The organism is Suttonella sp. R2A3 (assembly GCF_021513215.1).
Lineage (GTDB): Bacteria > Pseudomonadota > Gammaproteobacteria > Cardiobacteriales > Cardiobacteriaceae > JAHUUI01.
In genome coordinates this window covers 173,898-193,825 of sequence record NZ_CP090975.1, presented here as the reverse complement: position 1 = coordinate 193,825, position 19,928 = coordinate 173,898, and the positions used below count along the sequence as shown (strand labels likewise).

Here is a 19,928-nt window from a genome sequence, read left to right as displayed (position 1 = left end):
ATTTAAGGATCGTCATGTTTTTTGATTCTGTTTCTGATTTTCTGGCCATGGGTGGTCACGCGCCGTTTGTTTGGTCTGCGTACGCCATCACATTATTTGCAATCATTGGCTTTCATATTCATAGCCGCCTGCGTCACCGCCATTTGCAGCGCATGCTTAAAAACCTAAAGGATAAGCCATGAAGCCGGTGAAGAAAAAACGTCTTAAGCTGATTGTTTTGATTTTTGTTGTTGCTAGTCTCGCGATTACCTTATTGCTTTTTGCGATGCGAGAAAATTTGAACCACTATTATTCTTTAGAGGCAGTGAGTAAAGGGACTGTACCGGTTGAACAACCAGGAATTCGCGTTGGTGGTATGGTGCAAAGCGGCTCGATTGTTCGTACACCTGACTCACTCGATGTTACTTTCCGCATCACCGACTTTAAAAATACCCCACTGACCATGCACTACAGCGGTATTCTCCCGGATTTATTTCGTGATAACCAAGGCGTTATTGCACGTGGTAAGCTGGGGAAAAATGGCGCATTCTATGCCGATGAAATTTTAGCCAAACATGATGAGAATTACATGCCACCAGAAGTCGCCCAAGATATGGAGCGCAGTGGCTATGATCACCAACAAGGTGACACGCCATGACGGGCGAATTAGGTCACCTCACGTTATTACTCGCTGGTGGTTTGGCTCTTTTGCAATGTTTATTGCCGGTATTCAGCGCGCATAATGCACGCGCGCAAAGCATTGTGCTGGCTTGTGCTAAAGGGCAATTTTATTTACTTAGCGTCTCGATGTTGGCTTTAGGTTATGCCTTTTATGCCAATGACTTTACGCTCTATTATGTCGCTAATCACAGCAACAGCCTCTTGCCCTGGTATTACCGCCTATCGGCGATCTGGGGCGGCCATGAAGGCTCCTTATTGCTGTGGATTTATATTTTAAGTATTTGGAGTGCTGCGGTTGCCTGGCGTAGCGCTAGTTTGCCAGCGCTTTTTCGTACGCGCGTACTCGCAGTGCTTGGCTACATCAGCGTCGGATTTGTCGCCTTTATCGTTTTAACATCAAACCCCTTTGCCCGCCAATTCCCATTTCCGTTTGATGGCCACGACCTCAACCCACTCCTGCAAGACCCTGGCCTTATATTCCATCCGCCGCTACTCTATGCCGGCTACGTTGGCTTTGCAGTTGCATTTGCTTTTGTGGTTGCCGGCCTGTGGCAAGGACGACTCGATAGCTTATGGCTGAAACGTGCGCGACCTTGGACACTTGCTGCCTGGCTGACCCTTACCCTCGGCATCACCCTCGGTAGTTACTGGGCTTATTACGAACTCGGCTGGGGTGGCTGGTGGTTCTGGGATCCAGTCGAAAATGCCTCACTCATGCCTTGGTTGATTGGCACAGCGCTCATCCACTCACTCTCAGCCAGTGATCGCCGTGGTGCCTTTATGATTTGGACCTCACTATTAGCGATTCTGGCTTTTGCGCTTAGCTTGATCGGGACTTTCCTCGTTCGCTCTGGTGTCCTGACCTCAGTGCATGCCTTTGCTTCAGATCCCACGCGCGGTATTTTTATTCTCGCGCTATTGGTCGCGATCACCCTGCCTGCCTTAGTGTTACTCATCCTGCGTAGCGCCCAGCTTTCGCGCAGCGTATCTTACGGACTCCTGTCACGTGAAACCGGGCTACTGGCCAACAACTGGTTGATGACAGGCGCGTGTGTGGTGGTTTTTATCGGCACACTTTATCCACTGGTTGCCGACATTTTAAACCTTGGCAAAATCTCTGTCGGCGCGCCCTATTTTAACCGCTTGATTGTACCACTGGCTTTAATTAGCCTATTGTTATTAGGATTCATGCCGCTACTGCGTTGGCATCGCGACCGCGCGTCACGCCTGAAAAACGCCCTGATTTTTATAACCGTCTTTGCACTGATATTCACACTCGGTATTGGTTGGTGGTTATTGCCAGACATGAATATGATGACCTATTTAGCGCTGTTTGTGTCAGGTCTTGCATTCGCGGCAGTGTGTGCTGATACGGCTAAACATCTGCGTCGTGGGACACGTACATTTTCACGTAGTCTCATCGGTATGCTCAGCGCGCATTTAGGCTACATTATTATGGCGCTGGCGATTACAGCAACCGGCACTTACAGTAACGAGCAAGACATTAGCATTCGTGCGGGTGATGAGGTTGGTATTGCCGACTACCGTATTTCATTACTCAGCCTTCGTGAAGAAAAAGGCCCAAACTACCAGGCCACTCAAGGATTATTCCGAATCAGCAAGAACGATGATGATGATTTTTTCACCGTACTCACCCCTGCTAAGCGGCAATATTTCTCATCGACCATGCCAATGACAGAATCTTCGCGCCTGGTTACTCCAACGCACGACCTTTATCTTGCCATGGGTGAGGAAATAGGCCCGGGTAACTGGGCAGTACGTCTGCAGTACAAACCTTTTATTATTTGGATTTGGTTGGGTGCACTGTTGATGGCGATTGGCGGTGGCATCGCCGCACTTGATCGGAGCTATCGTCAAGCAAGGAATGTTTATGTCTAAAACCCCGATATTATTAGGTGGCGCGATCGCGGTCGTATTTATTGTCTTGATTGGCTTTTTCTTTTTTGGCCTCAGTCATGACCCACGACAATTAGACAGCGTGCGTGAAGGTACAACGATTGGTCAGGATAGTGATCAAGGCGCTATATCATTTAGCCTTCCTGCCTTGCTCGAAGACCGCATGATCAATGATAGCGATTTGCCAGAAGGCTATTTCTTACTCAATGTCTGGGGCAGCTGGTGCCCGGCATGTCATCAAGAACATCCTTATTTGATGGAGCTTGGGCAAACCATCCCCATTGTCGGACTGAACTGGCCGGCAGATAACCCGAACGAAGACGCAGACGCCAAACGGTTTTTACGCGATAAAGGCAACCCATATTCATTAATCGCGGTAGACGAAGCAGGATCACTGATCATTGATTTAGGGGTATACGGCGCACCAGAAACGTTCTTAATCGCGCCCGATAAAACCATTTTATACCGTCATGCTGGACCAATGAGTCCTGGCGTCTGGCAAAGCAAATTTGCGCCCCTGATTAAAACCCAAGAGGATTCATGAGCACCCCAACCATCGAATTAATCAGCAAACATCGCTCTATTCGTGAATTTAGCGAACAGCCGCTTGATAACCAAACTATCACTCAACTCATTAATGCCGCACAGATGGCTTCAACATCAAACTATAAGCAAGCCTATAGCATTATCGGGATCACCGATCCTGCGCTAAAAGAGGCGCTCTCTGAAGTGGCCGGGCAAAAGCACGTCCGCGACAATGGGCTCTTATTGGTGTTTGTCGCCGATTATTATCGCCATGATCTGATCTGTCGCAGCAAAGGCTACGAAACCAGCGAGAGTTTCGAAACCACCGAAGGCTATAGTGTTGCCGCAATTGACGCCGCACTTGCAGCACAAAACCTCGTACTCGCTGCAGAATCTTTGGGCTTAGGCGCCTGCTACGTTGGATCACTACGTAATGACCCACAGCGCATTATCGAATTACTTGAGCTACCGCGCTATACATTACCGCTGTTTGGGGTGGTGCTCGGCTATCCGGCCGCTCAAGGCAGCCAAAAGCCGCGCCTACCAAGCAAAGCAATCTACCATGAGAACCGCTACCAGCATGACCCTGCGTTTATTCATTCGGCACTTGATACTTATGATCAAACGATTAACGCCTATTACGATACGCGTGGCGCAGGCACGCGCAGCGAAAACTGGCGTGATTTAATGGTTAAAGCATTTCACCCGGTTAAGCGCCAAGAACTTCATCAAATCGCTCAAGGGCAAGGATTTTTACAGCAATGAGAGTATGGATTTCTGCCTTAGTGACCCTGTGCTTCACCGCTTTGAGTTGGGCAAGTATTGACGCCGCGCCAGAATTTTCCACCCCTGCGCAAGAAGAGCAATACTACGAACTGATTAAAGATATTCGCTGTCCAACCTGTCAAAACAACAACGTCGCCGAATCTAATGCCCCGCTTGCTCGCCAACTACGTGGCCTAATCGCGACCCAAATTGAAGCCGGTAAAGGCAATAGCGAGATTAATGCCTACCTTGTCGACCGCTACGGGGACTTCATTACCTATAAACCACCGTTTAATCCTCGCACATGGTTGTTGTGGCTAGCACCAAGCCTGGTGATGCTTATTGCTTTTCTCTGGTGGTTCGTACGCCGTGGCAAAGCAACGACTGCTGCAACGCTCAGCGCAGAGCAACGAGAAGAGCTTCAAACCTGGCTCGATGAGTATCGGAGTCGATCATGAGTTTTGCCATTATTATAACCACCTTAATGGTTGTGTTGGGGTATTTACTCCTCGCCAGCCGTAAAGTCTTACCCACTTTTGATCGTGATCATGAAGCGCGCCGTTTGGTTGCGCTCTATGATCAGCGTGCACACGATGGTGCACAGCAAAACGAGCGCGACTATCGCCTCTATCAAGAACTCAAACACCTGCGAGAAAGCACTCAAACAACCCTACGTAAACAGCTGTCAATTTGGCTATTACTGCTGTTGGTCGTTGTATTGGGTGCTTCTACGTTTGCCTGGTATCGCTTAGGTGGTGAGAACGCATTACAATGGCAAAGTTATGAAACCATGCTCGATAAGCCACTGATTAGTAGTCAGTACTTAGGTATGGAAACGCCTAATCTGCCGGTGCAAGACTTAAATACCTATTGTCAATTATTACAAACCCGCGTTGAACGCCAAGATACCAATCAGCTCAGCGCATTGGCACGCTGCTACCTAAGCTATAATAATTTTCCCGCAGCTGCTGATGTTTATGAAGCCATGTACCGCTTACAACCTGATGACGATGGTATTGCGATGGACTATGCAGAAATTCGCTTAATGGGTGCGCGTAATCGACCGATGGAACGCGAAGTTGAACGGATATTGATCTCTTTAAAAGGCAACCCGGAGCATACCACGCGGGCCACTTTAATGCTTGCCGCAGGCTACTTACAGTCAGGCGACACCCTAAAAGCAAAACCATTATGGCAGGCGTTGGCGGATGAGACCCCTAAGGAGCATCCTTTATATCCGGTAATCGAACAAACCTTGGCTTCCTTTGACGACGATGAATCATCTACCTTATCAGCGGATGAATTAACGTTGTCGGTACGGATTGATATTGATGCCAGTCGTTTAGCAAACCTACCAGAACAAGCGGCGTTATTTGTCAGCGTCAGCCCGCAAGACAGCCGCATACCACTCCTTGCGCAGCGTTTACCAATCAAGGAGACACAAAATGTCATCCTCGATGAGCGCAGCAGTATGAATGGTGTGCGCTTAGAAGCTGAGCAGAACGTGATTGTTCGCGCTAAATTGAGTGAAACAGGCGATGTCAGCAGCGCCACCTTGGGCGAAAGCGAACAGCGCATTACCTTACCCTATTCAAATCAGATCCAGCTTCAGCTATGAGTTTGATCACTGCCGACAACCTGACCCTAATGCGCGGACACACCCCTATCCTGCGCCATATCAGTATCCGTGTTGCCCGTGGTGAAGCGATCCATTTAACCGGGGATAACGGCAGTGGCAAAACCACATTACTGCAAGCGCTTGCCGGATTATTTACCGTTCATGGTGGTCATATCGAGCGTCATAGCAATTTATTGTATCTCGGCCATCGCCCGGGGGTTAAAGCTGGGTTGAGCGTGAAAGAGAATTTACAGCTTGCTGCCCGACTCTATCATCAAATGACCCACCCTCAATTACACAATCAGGTTGAAGAGGCTATTGAGCAAGTTGGGCTGCTTAAGCAACGCGATCGTCAGACGCGGTTTTTATCAGCCGGCCAACAACGCCGCTGCCAACTCGCCCGGCTTTGGCTCAACACCCCGCCGTTATGGCTGCTTGATGAGCCGCTGACCGCGTTAGATACCCACGGGGTTAAACGCTTGGCTGAACGCTGCGCTGAACACTGCGATAACGGCGGTGGACTGATCATCACCTCACACCAGCCATTTTATATCCCCTCACACACGCTTAATACGTATTCACTATCCGATTATGCTTAAACTGCTTATCCAACGAGAATTACACACCGCTTGGCGTAATCCACAACGTCTTTTACAGCCGTTATTGTTTTTTATATTAACCCTGTGTTTGTTCCCAATAGCTCTTGGCATTGATGAAGCAACCTTACGCGCAAGTGCCCCAGCCGCATTATGGTTGGCGCTATTATTGGCTGCTCTGCTCGCTGGAGAACAGCTTTTTTATGAAGATTATCATGATGGTACGCTAAGCCAGGACCGCGTACACTTGGAAGATTTATGGTTACTGCCGCTGGCGAAGCTCATCGCTGCCTGGCTGCGCTTCACCCTGCCACTGCTCCTATGTTTACCGCTTATGGCGATGCTACTGCATATCAAAGTGGACACGCTGCCCGCACTTGGCGCACTGATCGCCCTTGGTAGTTTGAGTTTATTACTGATCGCGATGCTTGGTGCGGCTTTGACCGTCAGTCAGGCGCAAAGTACTTTTTTATTGTTTTTAATCGTTGTGCCGTTATATATACCGGTACTCATTTTAGGCGTCAGTGCAGCTAACAGCATCACGATTGGCCTGCCATTTATGGGCTTATTCGCGCTACTCGGGGCATTCGCGTTATTTGCAGCACTGGTAATGATCCCATTTGCCACGCTCGCGCTAAAAACACAGAATTTATAAGCTTAGCTGGCGCTTGGAAAACCTTTTGCTAAATCCTGGCAAATATCTTGGGCGTCTTCCAAGCCCACAGATAAACGAATCGTTGCGCCACTGATCCCCATTTTCGCTTTATCTTCATCTGAGACACGCGCATGGGTGGTTGTATCCGGGTGGGTAATGATGGTGCGCGCGTCACCGAGATTGCCCGAGATACTCAACCAGTCACAACGATCAATGAGCGCCCATGCTGCTTTTTGTCCACCACGAACATCAAAGCTCACCATACCGCCAAAACCCTCCGGCATATAACGTTTTGCCAGCGCGTGTTGTGGGTGATTTTCCAGCCCTGGATAATACACGCGTTCAATCCCTGGTTGTTTAACCAGCCATTGAGCCACGTACAGTGCATTTTCGCTATGACAGCGCATACGCAACGCTAGCGTTTCCAAACTTTTAAGAAAAATCCACGCATCAAACGCACTCATCGTTGTCCCAATCGTGCGCAACAGGCGATAAAGCATGTCCCCATCTTCTGCATCCCGACAGATAAGCGCGCCACCCATTGCTCGACCTTGACCGTCAATGTACTTGGTCGCTGAGTGAATCACGATATCCGCGCCATGCTCAATCGGTCGCTGCAAATAAGGCGTGGCAAAGCAATTATCCACCACAAGTTTAGCGCCACTATCACGCGCAATCTCAGCCAACGCATCCAAATCAGCAATATCCAATAAAGGGTTCGCTGGTGTTTCAACGAACAGCAACTTGGTTTTTGCTGTACACGCCTCACGCCATTGCTCAAGATCATTGAGATCGACAATACTCACGCTCACACCAAATTTGGCGATAATTTGCCGGAATAATACCAAGGTCGAGCCAAAGCAATTGCGCGCGCACACCACATGATCGCCTTGCTCTAGAAAAGCCATACACAATGCAGTGATCGCGCTCATCCCGGTTGAAGCCGCCACACAGCGCGCACCACCTTCCAAATGATTTAAGCGCTCTTCAAACATCGCAACCGTCGGATTACCAAAACGGCTATAGCTGAACGCTTTCTTACGTTCAGCAAACACATCAGCCGCTTCTTCGGCGCTATTAAACGTGTAAGAAGACGTTAAAAATAACGCCTGTGAATGCTCATTGGCTGAAGATTGCCACCAATGCTCACGAATGGCGCGGGTTGAGAAGGCTTTATCAGACATCGTTACTGTATGGACTCCAAGATTAATGCAGGCGGCTCTGGGGTTTCAATCGAAGGTTCGTTTGCCGATGAGCTGGCGCTACTTTCTGAGTTTGTCTGCGGTGACTGATGCACAGCATTTTGTACTGCCGGCTCGGCAGGTGCTGTGGGTTGTGGCACTGCTGTTACATTATTCTGCTCAGGATCATACGATTCTAATTGAATCGCTGGTTCATTCTCACTCATTTCGCTAATTGCGTTACGTGCCTCACCTTCGACCATCGTTTCCGGCCGAGTTGCTTGTTCGCCCTCAGCGTTGATGATCGCATTACGTTCAAGCTGTAACACCGCCTGACCGGGCAAGTCACCTTCTTCACCGGTATAGCGGCCCAATAGGCTGCGCACTTCATCGGGCAATTTTTGACGTCCCCAATCAGCAAGTGATGAGAACCCAGGCTGAAGCACTGATGTTTGCCACCAGCTTTGATTAACCGCTGGTGTTAAACCCAACACAAATACAGCTAATGCACCTATAATCGCGCCACGCGCTAAGCCAAAGAGCATCCCTAAAAAGCGGTCAAAGCCACCCATGCCGGTACGGCTCAACAACTGGGTAATGATTAAATTAATCAGCCCAATCGCAAACAAGGTACACAAAAATAACAAGCCAAAAGCGGCCAAATAACTGATTAACGGGTCATTGATAAATTTAACAATGTATTTTTCAGCGATCATTTCGGCAAACAAAAAGGCGATATAAGCCGCAGCAGCCCAAGCAACTAACGATAAAACTTCTTTAAGTAAGCCACGCGCTAAACCGACCAGCGCTGAAATAATAACGATTGCACCGAGGGCGGCATCTAAATAATTAAGCGTTTCCATAACTGTTCCTTAACGACTCACTTCCCGAGCCTCAATATTCAATCCTTGCAACTGTCCGAGTGTTTGATCAACAGCACTGCGTTGCAGCGGTCCAACATAAACCCGATAATAGGTTTTTCCATTGACGTTTGCCTGTTCAATATCGGTCGATAAACCTTGCCCACGCAACAATACCGCACGGTTATCGGCATTCTCACGACTACCAAAACTCCCCGCTTGTAGCCAAGCATTGGCCCTGGTTGAGTCTGGATTACTCAATACCGGTACCGGTACATCATCCTCTAAAGAGGTGAGGCTCATCTCAGGCTCAGCCGGTGTTTCGGCAGGTGTATTATTTGATTGATTGGTCGTTGTGTGAGCTGGTGGCGTGCCTCCATTAGCCGCCACATTGCCTTGGGTGTTATCATCTGATTCTAATGACAATAAACTTAAGCCTTCATTGCCTTCACTCGGATCACGTTGTGGAATCGGTTGGCCTTCGCCATCAACCACTTCCATACCGATCTCATTTTCTATCGCTTCAGGTACTTTCGGTTTCAACCAGAAATCTAAAAATAATAAGGCGACTAATGCAAGCACCAGTACACCAATTAATCGATATATCCATTTATTCATTGCTTATCCCATTCATGCAATAATTCACCTACCGTAATAAATGACCCCATCACCACAACCAAATCGTCGGCTGAGGCTTGTTCGTCCATACCCTTTTTCGCACTTGGACAATCATCATATTGATGGATAATTTGCTCATCAATGCCAGCCGATAATGCGGCTTGATAAAAATCGTCCATATGGCTCGCCCGTGGGCCGCTTAAGCGACACAATGACCACGAGTCAACGACCGGTGCTAACAGCCCAAATACGGCCTGATGGTCTTTATCGCGCAACATACCACAAATGACATGGACGCGCTGATAATGTCGCCGCTGTTCGCGTAAAAACGCTGCTAGTATTTCTGCACTATCAGCATTATGAGCCACATCAAAAAGAATGTCAGCCGTATGATGAAGCTTTTTCTTAGTTAACCGCCCAATCAGTGCAGTCTCGCGCATCACAGCCGCAAGCTTGTGCACATCTAAAACAAACCATTGCGCCAAGATCGATAACACAGCCGCAATATGTGCGCATTGATGCTTGCCGGGCAAAAGCTTCGGCAATGGCAACTGTGCCTGATAGCCAGGAACCGCAACCGTCCAATCATCACCATCAATCGAGACCGACAGTTCTTCATGTAAGCGCCATGGTGTGATCGCCAAATCTGATGCCTGTTCAAGCACAGCCTGTGGTGGGCGTTCAACCGGCAAAGCAAGCAGCTGTCCACGACGCAGAACGCCAGCTTTTTCACGGGCAATCGTTTCAACATCATCACCAAGCCAATCTTGATGATCAAGGCCAATACGCGTGATAATCGCAGCATCTGCATCGATGATGTTTGTCGCATCCAGACGCCCCCCAAGACCGACTTCTAAAATAGCTAACGCTAAAGACGCATTAGCCATCAAATAAAAGGCCGCTAAGGCGGACCACTCAAAATAGGTCAGACTAATCTCGCCACGCGCTCGGTCAATCACCTGAAAAGCATCACACAATGTAGCTTCATCGACCAACGCACCATCAAAACGAATACGCTCGCGATAGTCTTGTACATGGGGTGAGGTAAATGTCGCGACCTTGATACCATGTGCCAGGGCTATTGCTTCTGTCCAACGCACGGTTGAGCCCTTACCGTTGGTTCCAGCGACAATTAATACCCGTTCAGCAATACGTCCACAATCGAGACGTTGCCACACTTCGCTAATCCGTGCGAGCCCTAAATCCCATGCTTTAGGGTGTAAGGATTCTTGCCAATCCAGCCACTGTGATAGCTGCCAAGACGCACGCATACGCTGAGCTTGTTCTAATGCGTTACTCAATCGTTTTTAGCCTGCGGTGAATCCTCAGAAGATGAAGCTGCTTCATTCTCATCGACTAACTCACCTTCAATAGCGACTTCTTTGCTGACTTGGTCCTCATCGCCCAAAGACGCTTCTTCAGTTGCGATAACGCGTTCAGATTGTTTTAACAATAAGGCCAATAAAGCGGCTAATTCATCACGCATCTGTCGACGATCGACAATCATATCGATCGCACCCTTATCCATCAGAAATTCACTGCGCTGAAACCCTTCTGGTAGCGTCTCGCGCACCGTTTGTTCAATGACGCGTGGTCCGGCAAAACCAATCAACGCACCCGGTTCAGCGATAATAATATCGCCGAGCATCGCAAAAGACGCTGAAACACCGCCCATCGTCGGGTCCGTAAGCACTGAGATAAACGGCAATCCCGCCTCTCGCAGCTGAGTCAGCATCGCACTGGTTTTCGCCATTTGCATCAATGAAGTTAGCCCTTCTTGCATCCGTGCGCCACCACTGGCGGCAAAACACACAAATGGGGTTTGATTGGCAATCGCATGATCGACCGCTAAAGCGAAGCGCTCCCCGACCACAGAACCCATCGAGCCAGCCATATATTCAAACTCAAAGGCAGCAGCGGTTAGTGGCTTGCCATAGAGCTCACCCGCCATAGCGATGATTGCCTCGCTTTCCCCACTGCGTTTCTGCGCTTGGCTAATACGGTCTTTATAGCGCTTACTGTCTTTAAATTTTAAAAAGTCATTTGGGCGTAGATTGTTGCCAATTTCACTGGATTTACTGTCTTTATCAAACAGTAACTGCAGCCGCTCACGCGCACTAATACGCATGTGGTGATTACATTTTGGGCAAACTTGCTGATTAAACGCTAAATCTTGTGCATAAAGCACTTCATTACACGCCCCGCATTGCTTCCACAATCCATCAGGTACTTGCTGATTCTTGTTTTTGGTCTTAATGCGCGACGGCATTAAACTATCAAACCAACTCATCGTTACTCCTTATTCTTTTATCATCCAGTTATTGATCCATCGCTGCCCGAATCGGGGTGAGAAATTCGCTTGCCGCATCAGCCAGATTCGAGTTACGTTCTGCGGCATCATTAAGCGCACTTACTAACGCACTACCAATCACCACCCCATCGGCAATCTCAGCCATTGCATGGGCGGTTTCACTATCACGAATCCCAAATCCTACACACACCGGTAAATCAGTTTGTGTTTTAAGTTCTGCTAAAGCAGGCGCTATCGCCTGCGCCTGAGCCTGCTGTTTTCCGGTTACCCCACGCAGCGACACATAATAAATAAAACCACGCGCTTCACGGGTAATCATCGCCAGACGTTGCGGTTTAGTGGTTGGTGCAACCAGTAAAATCGGCAGCAAACCACTATTGCTTAACGCATCACGGTAATCTGGTAGTGCCTCAACCGGACAATCTACCAAAATTACCGCATCAACACCGGCATTAGCTAACTGCTGGGTGGCCTCAGCAAATCCATGACGTTCAAAACTGTTGAGATAGCCCATCACCACAACCGGCGTCTCTTGATCTTTGCCGCGAAATTCACCAATCATCGCCAACACATCAGAAAAGCCCACCCCACGAGCTAGCGCGCGTTCATTAGCGAGCTGAATCGTCTCGCCATCAGCGGCCGGATCAGAAAAGGGAATCCCGAGTTCCAGCACATCCGCACCAGAGGCCACTAAAGCGTGCATCACCGAAACCGTTTGATCAGGATCCGGATCACCAGCGCTAATGTAAGGAATAAGCGCCTTACGTCCGGCATGACGTAGATCAGAAAATCGTTGTTCAATTCGTTGCATAGGGCCTCACAACTCGATGCCGTCTAACTGCGCGACGGTATTAATATCTTTATCGCCACGGCCAGAGAGATTGACCACAATCCGCTGGTCTTTATCCATGGTTTTCGCAAGTTCCATGGCATAAGCCACCGCATGGGAACTTTCCAACGCAGGAATAATCCCTTCTAAGCGACAGAGCTGATGAAAGCCGTCCATCGCCTGCTGATCATCAACTGCGACATAACGCGCCCGTTCACTGTCTTTTAACCAGGCATGCTCAGGACCAACCCCAGGATAATCGAGGCCGGCTGAAATCGAATGGGTTGCAGAAATTTGTCCATCTCGATCGCTCATCACATACGTTCGATTACCATGAAGCACGCCAACCGGAGTATGTGCATCGGATAAAGGTGCGGCATGTTCACCACTGGCCAAACCATGTCCACCGGCTTCAACGCCATAAAGCGCCACATCATCCTCATAAAAAGGATAAAACAGCCCTATCGCATTCGAGCCACCGCCCACACAAGCCACTAAGGCATCGGGCAGCGCGCCAAATTGATCGTGTGCTTGGGCGCGTACTTCCTCACCAATCACTTTCTGAAAATCGCGCACCAACATCGGATAAGGGTGCGGGCCGGCAACGGTACCGATGATATAAAACGTGTCATCAACGTTGGCCACCCAATCACGCAACGCTTCGTTCATCGCATCTTTTAAAGTGCGTGATCCTGAGGTGACAGAAACCACCTTAGCGCCCAATAACTTCATGCGATAGACGTTAGGCGCCTGGCGCGCTATATCATCAGCGCCCATGTACACCACGCATTCTAGCCCCAGACGTGCAGCCACAGTTGCCGTAGCCACCCCATGCTGCCCCGCACCGGTTTCAGCAATTACCCGCGGCTTGCCTAAGCGTTGCGCGAGTAAGGCCTGGCCAATGGTGTTATTCACTTTATGCGCGCCAGTATGATTAAGGTCTTCGCGTTTTAACCAAATTTGCGCGCCACCAGCAGCTTGGGTTAGACGTTCGGCAAAATACAGCGGTGAAGGACGGCCAACATAATCGCGTAATTCCTGACGATATTGCTGCCAGAATTCCGGTTCATTCTTGGCCTGCTCATAGGCTTGCTGTAATTCCAATACAGCCTGCATTAAGGTTTCTGCGACAAATTGGCCACCATAGCGACCAAAGTAGCCACGTGCATCGGGAAATTGGGTTTGATTGGGCATAAATGCTGGTTTAATCATTGCTACAAACGCTGTATTTTAACAGAGCCTTGTGTGTTTTGTGGATGTGTTATCCATCCGTTAATCGTAAAGTTATTGTTCGTAAGCCCGCTACAGGCAATCACCACTTACTTACCGCTGAGTTCGCTAACACCGAGCAGAAACAACCATTTTAGGATTAGCCGAGGCAACCTAAAAGGTATATCTCAGCTACTCCATATATTCGATAGGCAAGCGCCTTGCTTAGTCACACAAGAAGCTGACGACTAATCCTGACGGGGTCAAAATCACGTTACAGTTTTTACCGCTGCTTTCTTGATAAACCGATTCGCACCAACTGGCCTCAATATTTTGCCCGTTAACGCTACAAGACGAACGACCATTGTGACGAAGAATACCATTGAGCTCTTGGAACCCCCCAGCCATCGTTTTCGCCCCTTGGACCTGGGTTGCTTGCTGAATATCGTCACTCACTTTAACCGGTTCATTACGCTTAACTGCGGTAAACGCTGCCTGCGCTTCACGGCGCGCCTGTTCAGCTTCTTGACGCGCCACTTCTGCTTCACGCTGGGCGCGTTCTTGCGCGGCTTTCGCCTCTGCAGCTTCACGTTTTGCACGCTCTTCCTCAATTTTAGCGGCTTCAGCATCACGTTTCGCCTTAGCCTCCTGCTGTGCACGTTCTGCCGCCAGCCTGGCCTCTAAAGCTGCTTTTTCCTGGGCAATACGTGCCGCTTGTGTTTGTTGTACACTCGATTGATTTGGCAAAATATTCACGTTATTTAATGAAGATTGCAGCTCGCTTTCACGAATTTTTTGCATACGCTGTTCATTAGCTTGTCGCTCACGTTCGGCTTCTTTTGCAGCCCGCTCAGCGGCGCGGCGCTCTTCTTCTGCCTTACGCTGCGCTTCAGCACGTGCTTTTGCTTCTTGTTCACGACGTGCCGCTTCTTGTGCGACTTGTCGCGCCTTACGTTCGGCGTCACGTTTGGCAAGCTCATCTTTATGATGTTCGTGCAGCACCATCATCAGTTGGTAGATCAACTGATCATCTAAATCAGCGTAATCTGGTGCTGGCATTTGGCGCTCTTGGCGAAAACCTTGCATCGCGCTCACCGTATTATCGCCAATAATGCCGTCTGGTGTACCCGCCTCAAAACCAATTTGATCTAACCCTTGCTGGGTTTTTTTCACCAAACGACGGTAAAAATCGGCCATCCACGCAGGATGGAATTCTCCATCAACGCTAAAGCCATATTTTTTCTGATAGGTTTTGATCGCACTGCGCGTTTGATCGCCTAAATCGCCGTCGATCACCCCAGCATCCATATCTAAATAGCGCAGCCCGGTTTGTACCAATTTAATTAATGCCTCGCTGTACTCACCTTTTTTTGCATGATTGTTGGATTCAAGCCAAGCAATCGTTTCTTCACTCCCCTGCAGGAGCGCTCGGTCATAAAGAGAGAACCCACGTACATCCTTTTGCGCGACATCACATTCTTCAGCGTAACTGCGTAGGGCTTCTACATCATCATGACGCACCAGCTCACCAAACGCGCGATCATCACACGCTTCTTGGCCAAAAACGGGGGCGCTTAGCCACATTGCCGCACTCAATGCGCTGAGTGTAAAGACAGTTTTTAGATTATTCATGTGTTATCAATCCCAGAAAATGCCGCTGCAACGCGGTCTTCTTGTTGCAATAAAAAAGCCTGTAATGCCAACATCATGGTAGCATTTTTCACCTGCCCGTCACGTAGCCAGCGATACGCGGTGCGATAAGGCACTCGGTGCACTAAAATATCTTCACCCTCTTCGAGTAACCCTGTATAGGTTGCACACTGCGAGGCGTCAACTTCCGCAAAATAAAAATGCGTTTGCGCAGGACTGCCGCCAGGGCTGGTAAAATACGTGCTCACATGGGTTAATGATTGCGCGGTGGTACCGATTTCTTCATTCAACTCACGCTGTAAGCACTCTTCTGGCGTTTCACCCGGCTTATCCATAAAACCAGCGACAATTTCGAGCTGCCAGGGATGGTGCCCAGCAACCATCGCACCAATGCGAAATTGCTCAACAAAAACAAACTCTTCTCGCTGCGGATCATAAGGCAATGCCGCAACCACAAAACCGGTACTACCAGAACATTCGCGCATCACCGCACCGCTTAAACCACCCGGAAAGAGTTCAAAATCAATCTGGTAACGACGGAGCTTAAAAAAGCCTCGATAGACTTCTTTTTCCTCTAAGACGCGAAATTGATAATCCATAATCGGCCTTAGCGCTGACTGGTACCGATAAAGCCATATGGGTTTACCGGACGCCCACCTTTACGCGTTTCAAAATGTAAGGCTGCGATGTTTTGTGGGCTAATCCCCATCGTTGCTATAGTGTCACCTTTACGAACACGCTGGCCTTCACGCACATTTGCGCTCTGTAAATAACCATAAGCGGACAGGACTTTATCGTCGTGTTTAATGATCACCATGCGCCCAAAGCCCGATAGGCCAGTACCGCTATAAGCAACTTCGCCATCACTAGCGGCAACAATCGGCTGACCTTTACCACCAGCGATTTTAATCCCTTGATGTCCAGGCTTATTAGAGGCAAATTCGCGCACCACGTTACCGGTAGTCGGCCAGACCCAGCCACTTTTCGCCGCCCGAGTCACCGCAGGTGCCACCACCTTAGCGCGCTCAACCCCTCTTGGTGGCTCTAAGCGAAGCATCGTGCCGGCAAGAATTCGGTTTGGATTACTGATGTTGTTCCAGCTAGCGAGCTCCTGCAGATCCAAACCGTGCTTCCAGGCAATACCAAATAAGGTGTCGCCTTTTTTAATCAGGTATTGCCCTTTAGCCGCTAACGCACCGCGTTCGCCATGCAGCTGATATGCAGACATTCCTGTGAAGGAGCATGCAAATAATACGCTGGCTGCAGAGATCAGCGCGATGTTTTTGATCGTTTTCATCTGTTGTCGGTTTAAGGCCATTAAATACCCTCCAGCCATTGTTGTACATCGTGCATTTGTCGATGTCGGGTTAAATCAAATTGCAGCGGCGTGACCGAAACATAGCCATTAGCCACCGCATGAAAATCCGTTTCTTCGCCACCTGCTGAAACTTTCCCTGGCGGGCCAATCCAAAAGAGCTTACGTCCACGCGGATCATGTGTTTCTATCAACGATTCCGGTGCATCACGCTGTCCGAGTACGGTGGTACGAAACCCTTTGATATCACCATATGCCCTGTCAGGAATATTGACGTTTAACAGCGTGTCCGCCGGCAAAGGGTGTTCTCGCAGATGACGGAATAGATCAACCACCACTTTCGCCGCATCAGCAAAATGCTCTGGTTTATGCGAATCACAAGAGACAGCAATAGCGGGCAGCCCTAAATGACGCCCTTCAAAAGCTGCCGCAACCGTTCCAGAATACATCACATCATCGCCCAGGTTTGCGCCACGATTGATCCCGGAAATTACCATATCCGGCTTCGCATCAAAATAGCCACCAACGCCTAAATACACACAGTCCGAAGGTGTGCCATCAACGCTATAAATGATCCCATCGTGTTCATTAACGTTCAAAGGGCGCTTTAAGGTGAGTGAATGGCTTGCCCCGCTGCAGTCACGATCTGGCGCCATAACCACCAAACGCTCAACCTCACCAAGCAAAGCATCAGCCATTAAGCGCAGACCCGGCGATAAATAACCATCATCATTCGATAACAGTAAAAACATCCTTGCTCCTTCACGGACAAACTCGAAACAGTTTAGCGCATGCGCTGCGACAAACAAACCGCTTATTGATGATTTATGCGATTTTTAGAATGATAAAATGGTAAAAAATCATCAACAACTAGAGGCTGCCTCACTAATCTGGCCACCAATTCATGAATTTTTTGCATTATTAAATGCAAAAATAACCATTATCATCATCTTGCGTTCACTCTAGCAGGCGCTACACTGAACTCACAGCCAAGCGCTGGAATTTAGTTAGCAACGAGGAACCATAATGAGCAACATCCTAACCCAACGACTCGACAAAGGACCGGTCATTTGTGCCGAAGGTTTTTTATTTGAATTAGAGCGCAGAGGCTATCTCACCGCTGGTGAGTTTGTCCCTGAAGTCGCACTCGAAGATCCGGAGGCCTTAGAAAGCCTGCATATTGATTTTCAACGCGCCGGTTCTGATATCGTTGAAGCCTTTACCTATAATGGTCACCGCGAAAAAATGCGCGTCATTGGTAAAGAAGATTTGCTTGAGCCCTTAAACCGCGCGGCGCTGCAAATCGCCCGTCGGGTAGCTGATCGTGTGCCGGGAAACCTCGTTGCTGGCAACATCTCTAACACCAATATCTGGGACCCGAACGATAAGAGCAAGCAGCAAGAAGTACGCTCGATGTTCGATGAAATGATCGGTTGGGCGGTTGATGAAGGCGCTGATATCATTGTTGGCGAAACGTTTTATTACGCGGAAGAAGCCTACGCTGCCCTTGAAGCAGCCAAAGCCTCAGGTCTTCCGGTGGTGCTTACTGTGGCGCCGATGGGAGAGAATAAAATGCGTGATGGCGTGAGCGTTGTCGATGTGTGTAAAGAGCTCGAACAGCGTGGCGCGGATGTTGTCGGTATGAACTGTTTCCGCGGACCGGAAACGATGATGCCGTATTTACGCGAAATACGCAAAGCCGTGCAATGTCATGTTGGTGCGTTGCCGATTCCATACCGCACTAATGATAAAGAACCAACCTTCTTTAATTTATCCGATCATGACAACTGCACTTGCCCTTCACCACACGGTCGCACATTCCCCACCGCACTTGATCCACTGTATTGCAACCGTTATGAAATCGGTCAATTTGCTAAAGAAGCGTATGCACTGGGTATCCATTATCTTGGGGTATGCTGCGGGGCATCACCGATGCATATTCGTGAGGTGGCTGAAGCGGTAGGACTGACTACCAAAGCCAGTCGCTACAGTGAAAACATGGCGAATCACTTTATGTACGGCAACAACGAACGCTTACCCGAACATATCAAAGCCTACGGCAATAAAGCCTAACATTACTGACACAAAAAACGCCGTGGTTAACACGGCGTTTTTTTGTGTCTAAAACAGACTAACGTAGCGGTGGCGCGTACATAATGCCACCGTTACTCCATAGGTTATTTAAACCACGTTCAATTTTAAGCTGTGAGTCTTTACCGACATTGCGCGCAAACGATTCACCGTAGTTACCCACATTAGCGACAATGCGCTGACAGAAGTCTTCACCGACGCCGAGTTTGGCCGATCCATTGGTTTCCAAGCCCAGTAAGCGACGCACATTCGGATTTTCGCTCGTAAGTTTCTCACTGATATTCGCTTGCGTAATCCCCATTTCTTCGGCGTTAACCATACAGAAGTGTGTCCAGCTCGCTAAATCTTTGAACTGCGCGTCGTCTTGACGAACCACTGGTCCTAGTGGCTCTTTCGAGATCACTTCTGGGAGAATGATATGCGCGCTTGGGTCTTGTAATTGCTCACGCTGAACATACAACCCCGACACATCAGAAGAATACACATCACAACGACCATTATCGTAGGCTGTTTTTACTTCTTCAGATTTTTCGAAAATCACCGGATTGTAGTCCATGTCATGCGATTTGAAATAATCCGACATATTGACTTCGGTGCTGGTGCCGGTATTGGTACAAATCGACGCACCAGAGAGCTCATTAACGCTACTCACGCCCAAATCTTTACGTACCATGAAGCCTTGACCATCGTAGTAGTTGGTGCCAATAAAATCAAAACCAAGATCGACATCACGCTGAGTGGTCCAAGTGGTCACCCGCGCTAGCACATCGATTTCACCGGATTGTAGCACCGAGAAACGCTCTTTAGATGAAGTCGGACGAAATGCCACTTTGTTTGGATCATCAAAAATCGCCACCGCCAACGCGCGACAATAATCCACATCCAACCCTTTCCACTGACCCTGATCATCAGCGACTGAAAAGCCCGGCAAAGCTTGCGTGACACCACAGCGCAACTCACCGCGCTTTTTAATATCATCGAGTGTACCAGCTTGTGCGCTAGCAGCGGCTAATAGCGCTAAACTTAGTAGTGTTTTCTTCATCTTTAACTCCTTGCTCGGATTAACAGTACGAATTCATTAAACTACCGTTATTTTTAGTGACATGCAAGAAATGATTAAGCGATGCC

The 19,928-nt window shown here is 48.9% G+C and carries 22 protein-coding genes; 10 read left to right on the top strand and 12 right to left on the bottom strand.

What is annotated here, in order from left to right:
• Positions 1-14: 14 nt before the first annotated feature.
• Genes ccmD through L0B52_RS00930 form a run of 9 tightly spaced genes read left to right on the top strand, consistent with a single transcriptional unit; the run spans position 15 to position 6,736 of the window.
• The gene (gene ccmD, locus L0B52_RS00970) at positions 15-182 is read left to right on the top strand and encodes a heme exporter protein CcmD (protein ID WP_235064673.1); all 168 of its coding nucleotides are present in this window, start codon (positions 15-17) and stop codon (positions 180-182) included.
• Positions 179-637: a cytochrome c maturation protein CcmE gene (ccmE, locus tag L0B52_RS00965; protein ID WP_235064672.1), complete on the top strand. Its 459-nt coding sequence runs from the start codon at positions 179-181 to the stop codon at positions 635-637. The genes ccmD and ccmE overlap by 4 nt, the downstream gene beginning before the upstream one ends.
• Entirely contained in the window at positions 634-2,559 is a 1,926-nt protein-coding gene (locus L0B52_RS00960; RefSeq protein WP_235064671.1) for a heme lyase CcmF/NrfE family subunit, read from the top strand. Before ccmE ends, L0B52_RS00960 begins: the two co-directional genes overlap by 4 nt.
• Positions 2,552-3,121, top strand: a complete 570-nt coding sequence (locus L0B52_RS00955; RefSeq protein ID WP_235064670.1) for a DsbE family thiol:disulfide interchange protein — start codon at positions 2,552-2,554, stop codon at positions 3,119-3,121. Before L0B52_RS00960 ends, L0B52_RS00955 begins: the two co-directional genes overlap by 8 nt.
• Positions 3,118-3,867 carry an oxygen-insensitive NADPH nitroreductase gene (gene nfsA, locus L0B52_RS00950; protein ID WP_235064669.1) on the top strand — a complete coding sequence of 250 codons (750 nt, stop codon included), beginning with the start codon at positions 3,118-3,120 and terminating at the stop codon, positions 3,865-3,867. Before L0B52_RS00955 ends, nfsA begins: the two co-directional genes overlap by 4 nt.
• Positions 3,864-4,325 (top strand): cytochrome c-type biogenesis protein, encoded by a 462-nt coding sequence (locus L0B52_RS00945; protein WP_235064668.1) that lies wholly within the window; start codon positions 3,864-3,866, stop codon positions 4,323-4,325. Before nfsA ends, L0B52_RS00945 begins: the two co-directional genes overlap by 4 nt.
• Positions 4,322-5,485, top strand: a complete 1,164-nt coding sequence (locus L0B52_RS00940; protein ID WP_235064667.1) for a hypothetical protein — start codon at positions 4,322-4,324, stop codon at positions 5,483-5,485. Before L0B52_RS00945 ends, L0B52_RS00940 begins: the two co-directional genes overlap by 4 nt.
• Positions 5,482-6,084 (top strand): heme ABC exporter ATP-binding protein CcmA, encoded by a 603-nt coding sequence (ccmA, locus tag L0B52_RS00935; RefSeq protein ID WP_235064666.1) that lies wholly within the window; start codon positions 5,482-5,484, stop codon positions 6,082-6,084. The genes L0B52_RS00940 and ccmA overlap by 4 nt, the downstream gene beginning before the upstream one ends.
• Complete coding sequence (locus tag L0B52_RS00930; protein WP_235064665.1) at positions 6,077-6,736, top strand: heme exporter protein CcmB; 660 nt, start codon at positions 6,077-6,079, stop codon at positions 6,734-6,736. Before ccmA ends, L0B52_RS00930 begins: the two co-directional genes overlap by 8 nt.
• Positions 6,737-6,738: 2 nt before the next feature.
• Here the strand turns inward: L0B52_RS00930 and L0B52_RS00925 are convergent, their stop codons facing one another.
• From L0B52_RS00925 to surE, 11 genes are all read right to left on the bottom strand, one after another.
• Positions 6,739-7,920 carry an O-succinylhomoserine sulfhydrylase gene (locus L0B52_RS00925; protein ID WP_235064664.1) on the bottom strand — a complete coding sequence of 394 codons (1,182 nt, stop codon included), beginning with the start codon at positions 7,918-7,920 and terminating at the stop codon, positions 6,739-6,741.
• A 2-nt stretch (positions 7,921-7,922) separates the two neighbouring features.
• The gene (locus tag L0B52_RS00920; protein ID WP_235064663.1) at positions 7,923-8,780 is read right to left on the bottom strand and encodes a CvpA family protein; all 858 of its coding nucleotides are present in this window, start codon (positions 8,778-8,780) and stop codon (positions 7,923-7,925) included.
• 9 nt (positions 8,781-8,789) lie between these two features.
• Complete coding sequence (locus L0B52_RS00915; RefSeq protein WP_235064662.1) at positions 8,790-9,395, bottom strand: SPOR domain-containing protein; 606 nt, start codon at positions 9,393-9,395, stop codon at positions 8,790-8,792.
• Positions 9,392-10,696, bottom strand: a complete 1,305-nt coding sequence (locus L0B52_RS00910) for a folylpolyglutamate synthase/dihydrofolate synthase family protein (RefSeq protein WP_235064661.1) — start codon at positions 10,694-10,696, stop codon at positions 9,392-9,394. Before L0B52_RS00910 ends, L0B52_RS00915 begins: the two co-directional genes overlap by 4 nt.
• A complete protein-coding gene (gene accD, locus L0B52_RS00905) occupies positions 10,693-11,685 on the bottom strand; it encodes an acetyl-CoA carboxylase, carboxyltransferase subunit beta (protein WP_235064660.1) in 993 nt (330 codons plus the stop codon). Before accD ends, L0B52_RS00910 begins: the two co-directional genes overlap by 4 nt.
• Before the next feature lie 28 nt (positions 11,686-11,713).
• Positions 11,714-12,517 (bottom strand): tryptophan synthase subunit alpha, encoded by an 804-nt coding sequence (trpA, locus tag L0B52_RS00900; RefSeq protein ID WP_235064659.1) that lies wholly within the window; start codon positions 12,515-12,517, stop codon positions 11,714-11,716.
• A 6-nt stretch (positions 12,518-12,523) separates the two neighbouring features.
• Positions 12,524-13,729 (bottom strand): tryptophan synthase subunit beta, encoded by a 1,206-nt coding sequence (gene trpB, locus L0B52_RS00895; protein ID WP_260088703.1) that lies wholly within the window; start codon positions 13,727-13,729, stop codon positions 12,524-12,526.
• Between the two features lie 240 nt (positions 13,730-13,969).
• The gene (locus tag L0B52_RS00890; protein ID WP_235064657.1) at positions 13,970-15,376 is read right to left on the bottom strand and encodes a peptidoglycan-binding protein; all 1,407 of its coding nucleotides are present in this window, start codon (positions 15,374-15,376) and stop codon (positions 13,970-13,972) included.
• Complete coding sequence (locus L0B52_RS00885; protein ID WP_235064656.1) at positions 15,373-15,993, bottom strand: NUDIX domain-containing protein; 621 nt, start codon at positions 15,991-15,993, stop codon at positions 15,373-15,375. The genes L0B52_RS00890 and L0B52_RS00885 overlap by 4 nt, the downstream gene beginning before the upstream one ends.
• A gap of 8 nt (positions 15,994-16,001) precedes the next feature.
• The gene (locus L0B52_RS00880) at positions 16,002-16,622 is read right to left on the bottom strand and encodes a peptidoglycan DD-metalloendopeptidase family protein (RefSeq protein ID WP_235064655.1); all 621 of its coding nucleotides are present in this window, start codon (positions 16,620-16,622) and stop codon (positions 16,002-16,004) included.
• A gap of 89 nt (positions 16,623-16,711) precedes the next feature.
• Positions 16,712-17,461 (bottom strand): 5'/3'-nucleotidase SurE, encoded by a 750-nt coding sequence (surE, locus tag L0B52_RS00875; protein WP_235064654.1) that lies wholly within the window; start codon positions 17,459-17,461, stop codon positions 16,712-16,714.
• 274 nt (positions 17,462-17,735) lie between these two features.
• Between surE and L0B52_RS00870 the strand changes: the two genes are divergently transcribed.
• Positions 17,736-18,782: a homocysteine S-methyltransferase family protein gene (locus tag L0B52_RS00870; RefSeq protein ID WP_235064653.1), complete on the top strand. Its 1,047-nt coding sequence runs from the start codon at positions 17,736-17,738 to the stop codon at positions 18,780-18,782.
• Positions 18,783-18,840: 58 nt separating this feature from the next.
• Here the strand turns inward: L0B52_RS00870 and L0B52_RS00865 are convergent, their stop codons facing one another.
• Positions 18,841-19,842, bottom strand: a complete 1,002-nt coding sequence (locus tag L0B52_RS00865) for an amino acid ABC transporter substrate-binding protein (RefSeq protein ID WP_235064652.1) — start codon at positions 19,840-19,842, stop codon at positions 18,841-18,843.
• Positions 19,843-19,928 lie beyond the last annotated feature (86 nt).

Coding starts and splice junctions, on each gene's coding strand:
- ccmD (WP_235064673.1), top strand. CDS start 15: ATGTTTTTTGATTCTGTTTCTGATTTTCTGGCCATGGGTGGTCACGCG.
- ccmE (WP_235064672.1), top strand. CDS start 179: ATGAAGCCGGTGAAGAAAAAACGTCTTAAGCTGATTGTTTTGATTTTT.
- L0B52_RS00960 (WP_235064671.1), top strand. CDS start 634: ATGACGGGCGAATTAGGTCACCTCACGTTATTACTCGCTGGTGGTTTG.
- L0B52_RS00955 (WP_235064670.1), top strand. CDS start 2,552: ATGTCTAAAACCCCGATATTATTAGGTGGCGCGATCGCGGTCGTATTT.
- nfsA (WP_235064669.1), top strand. CDS start 3,118: ATGAGCACCCCAACCATCGAATTAATCAGCAAACATCGCTCTATTCGT.
- L0B52_RS00945 (WP_235064668.1), top strand. CDS start 3,864: ATGAGAGTATGGATTTCTGCCTTAGTGACCCTGTGCTTCACCGCTTTG.
- L0B52_RS00940 (WP_235064667.1), top strand. CDS start 4,322: ATGAGTTTTGCCATTATTATAACCACCTTAATGGTTGTGTTGGGGTAT.
- ccmA (WP_235064666.1), top strand. CDS start 5,482: ATGAGTTTGATCACTGCCGACAACCTGACCCTAATGCGCGGACACACC.
- L0B52_RS00930 (WP_235064665.1), top strand. CDS start 6,077: ATGCTTAAACTGCTTATCCAACGAGAATTACACACCGCTTGGCGTAAT.
- L0B52_RS00925 (WP_235064664.1), bottom strand. CDS start 7,920: ATGTCTGATAAAGCCTTCTCAACCCGCGCCATTCGTGAGCATTGGTGG.
- L0B52_RS00920 (WP_235064663.1), bottom strand. CDS start 8,780: ATGGAAACGCTTAATTATTTAGATGCCGCCCTCGGTGCAATCGTTATT.
- L0B52_RS00915 (WP_235064662.1), bottom strand. CDS start 9,395: ATGAATAAATGGATATATCGATTAATTGGTGTACTGGTGCTTGCATTA.
- accD (WP_235064660.1), bottom strand. CDS start 11,685: ATGAGTTGGTTTGATAGTTTAATGCCGTCGCGCATTAAGACCAAAAAC.
- trpA (WP_235064659.1), bottom strand. CDS start 12,517: ATGCAACGAATTGAACAACGATTTTCTGATCTACGTCATGCCGGACGT.
- trpB (WP_260088703.1), bottom strand. CDS start 13,729: ATGCCCAATCAAACCCAATTTCCCGATGCACGTGGCTACTTTGGTCGC.
- L0B52_RS00890 (WP_235064657.1), bottom strand. CDS start 15,376: ATGAATAATCTAAAAACTGTCTTTACACTCAGCGCATTGAGTGCGGCA.
- L0B52_RS00885 (WP_235064656.1), bottom strand. CDS start 15,993: ATGGATTATCAATTTCGCGTCTTAGAGGAAAAAGAAGTCTATCGAGGC.
- L0B52_RS00880 (WP_235064655.1), bottom strand. CDS start 16,622: ATGTCTGCATATCAGCTGCATGGCGAACGCGGTGCGTTAGCGGCTAAA.
- surE (WP_235064654.1), bottom strand. CDS start 17,461: ATGTTTTTACTGTTATCGAATGATGATGGTTATTTATCGCCGGGTCTG.
- L0B52_RS00870 (WP_235064653.1), top strand. CDS start 17,736: ATGAGCAACATCCTAACCCAACGACTCGACAAAGGACCGGTCATTTGT.
- L0B52_RS00865 (WP_235064652.1), bottom strand. CDS start 19,842: ATGAAGAAAACACTACTAAGTTTAGCGCTATTAGCCGCTGCTAGCGCA.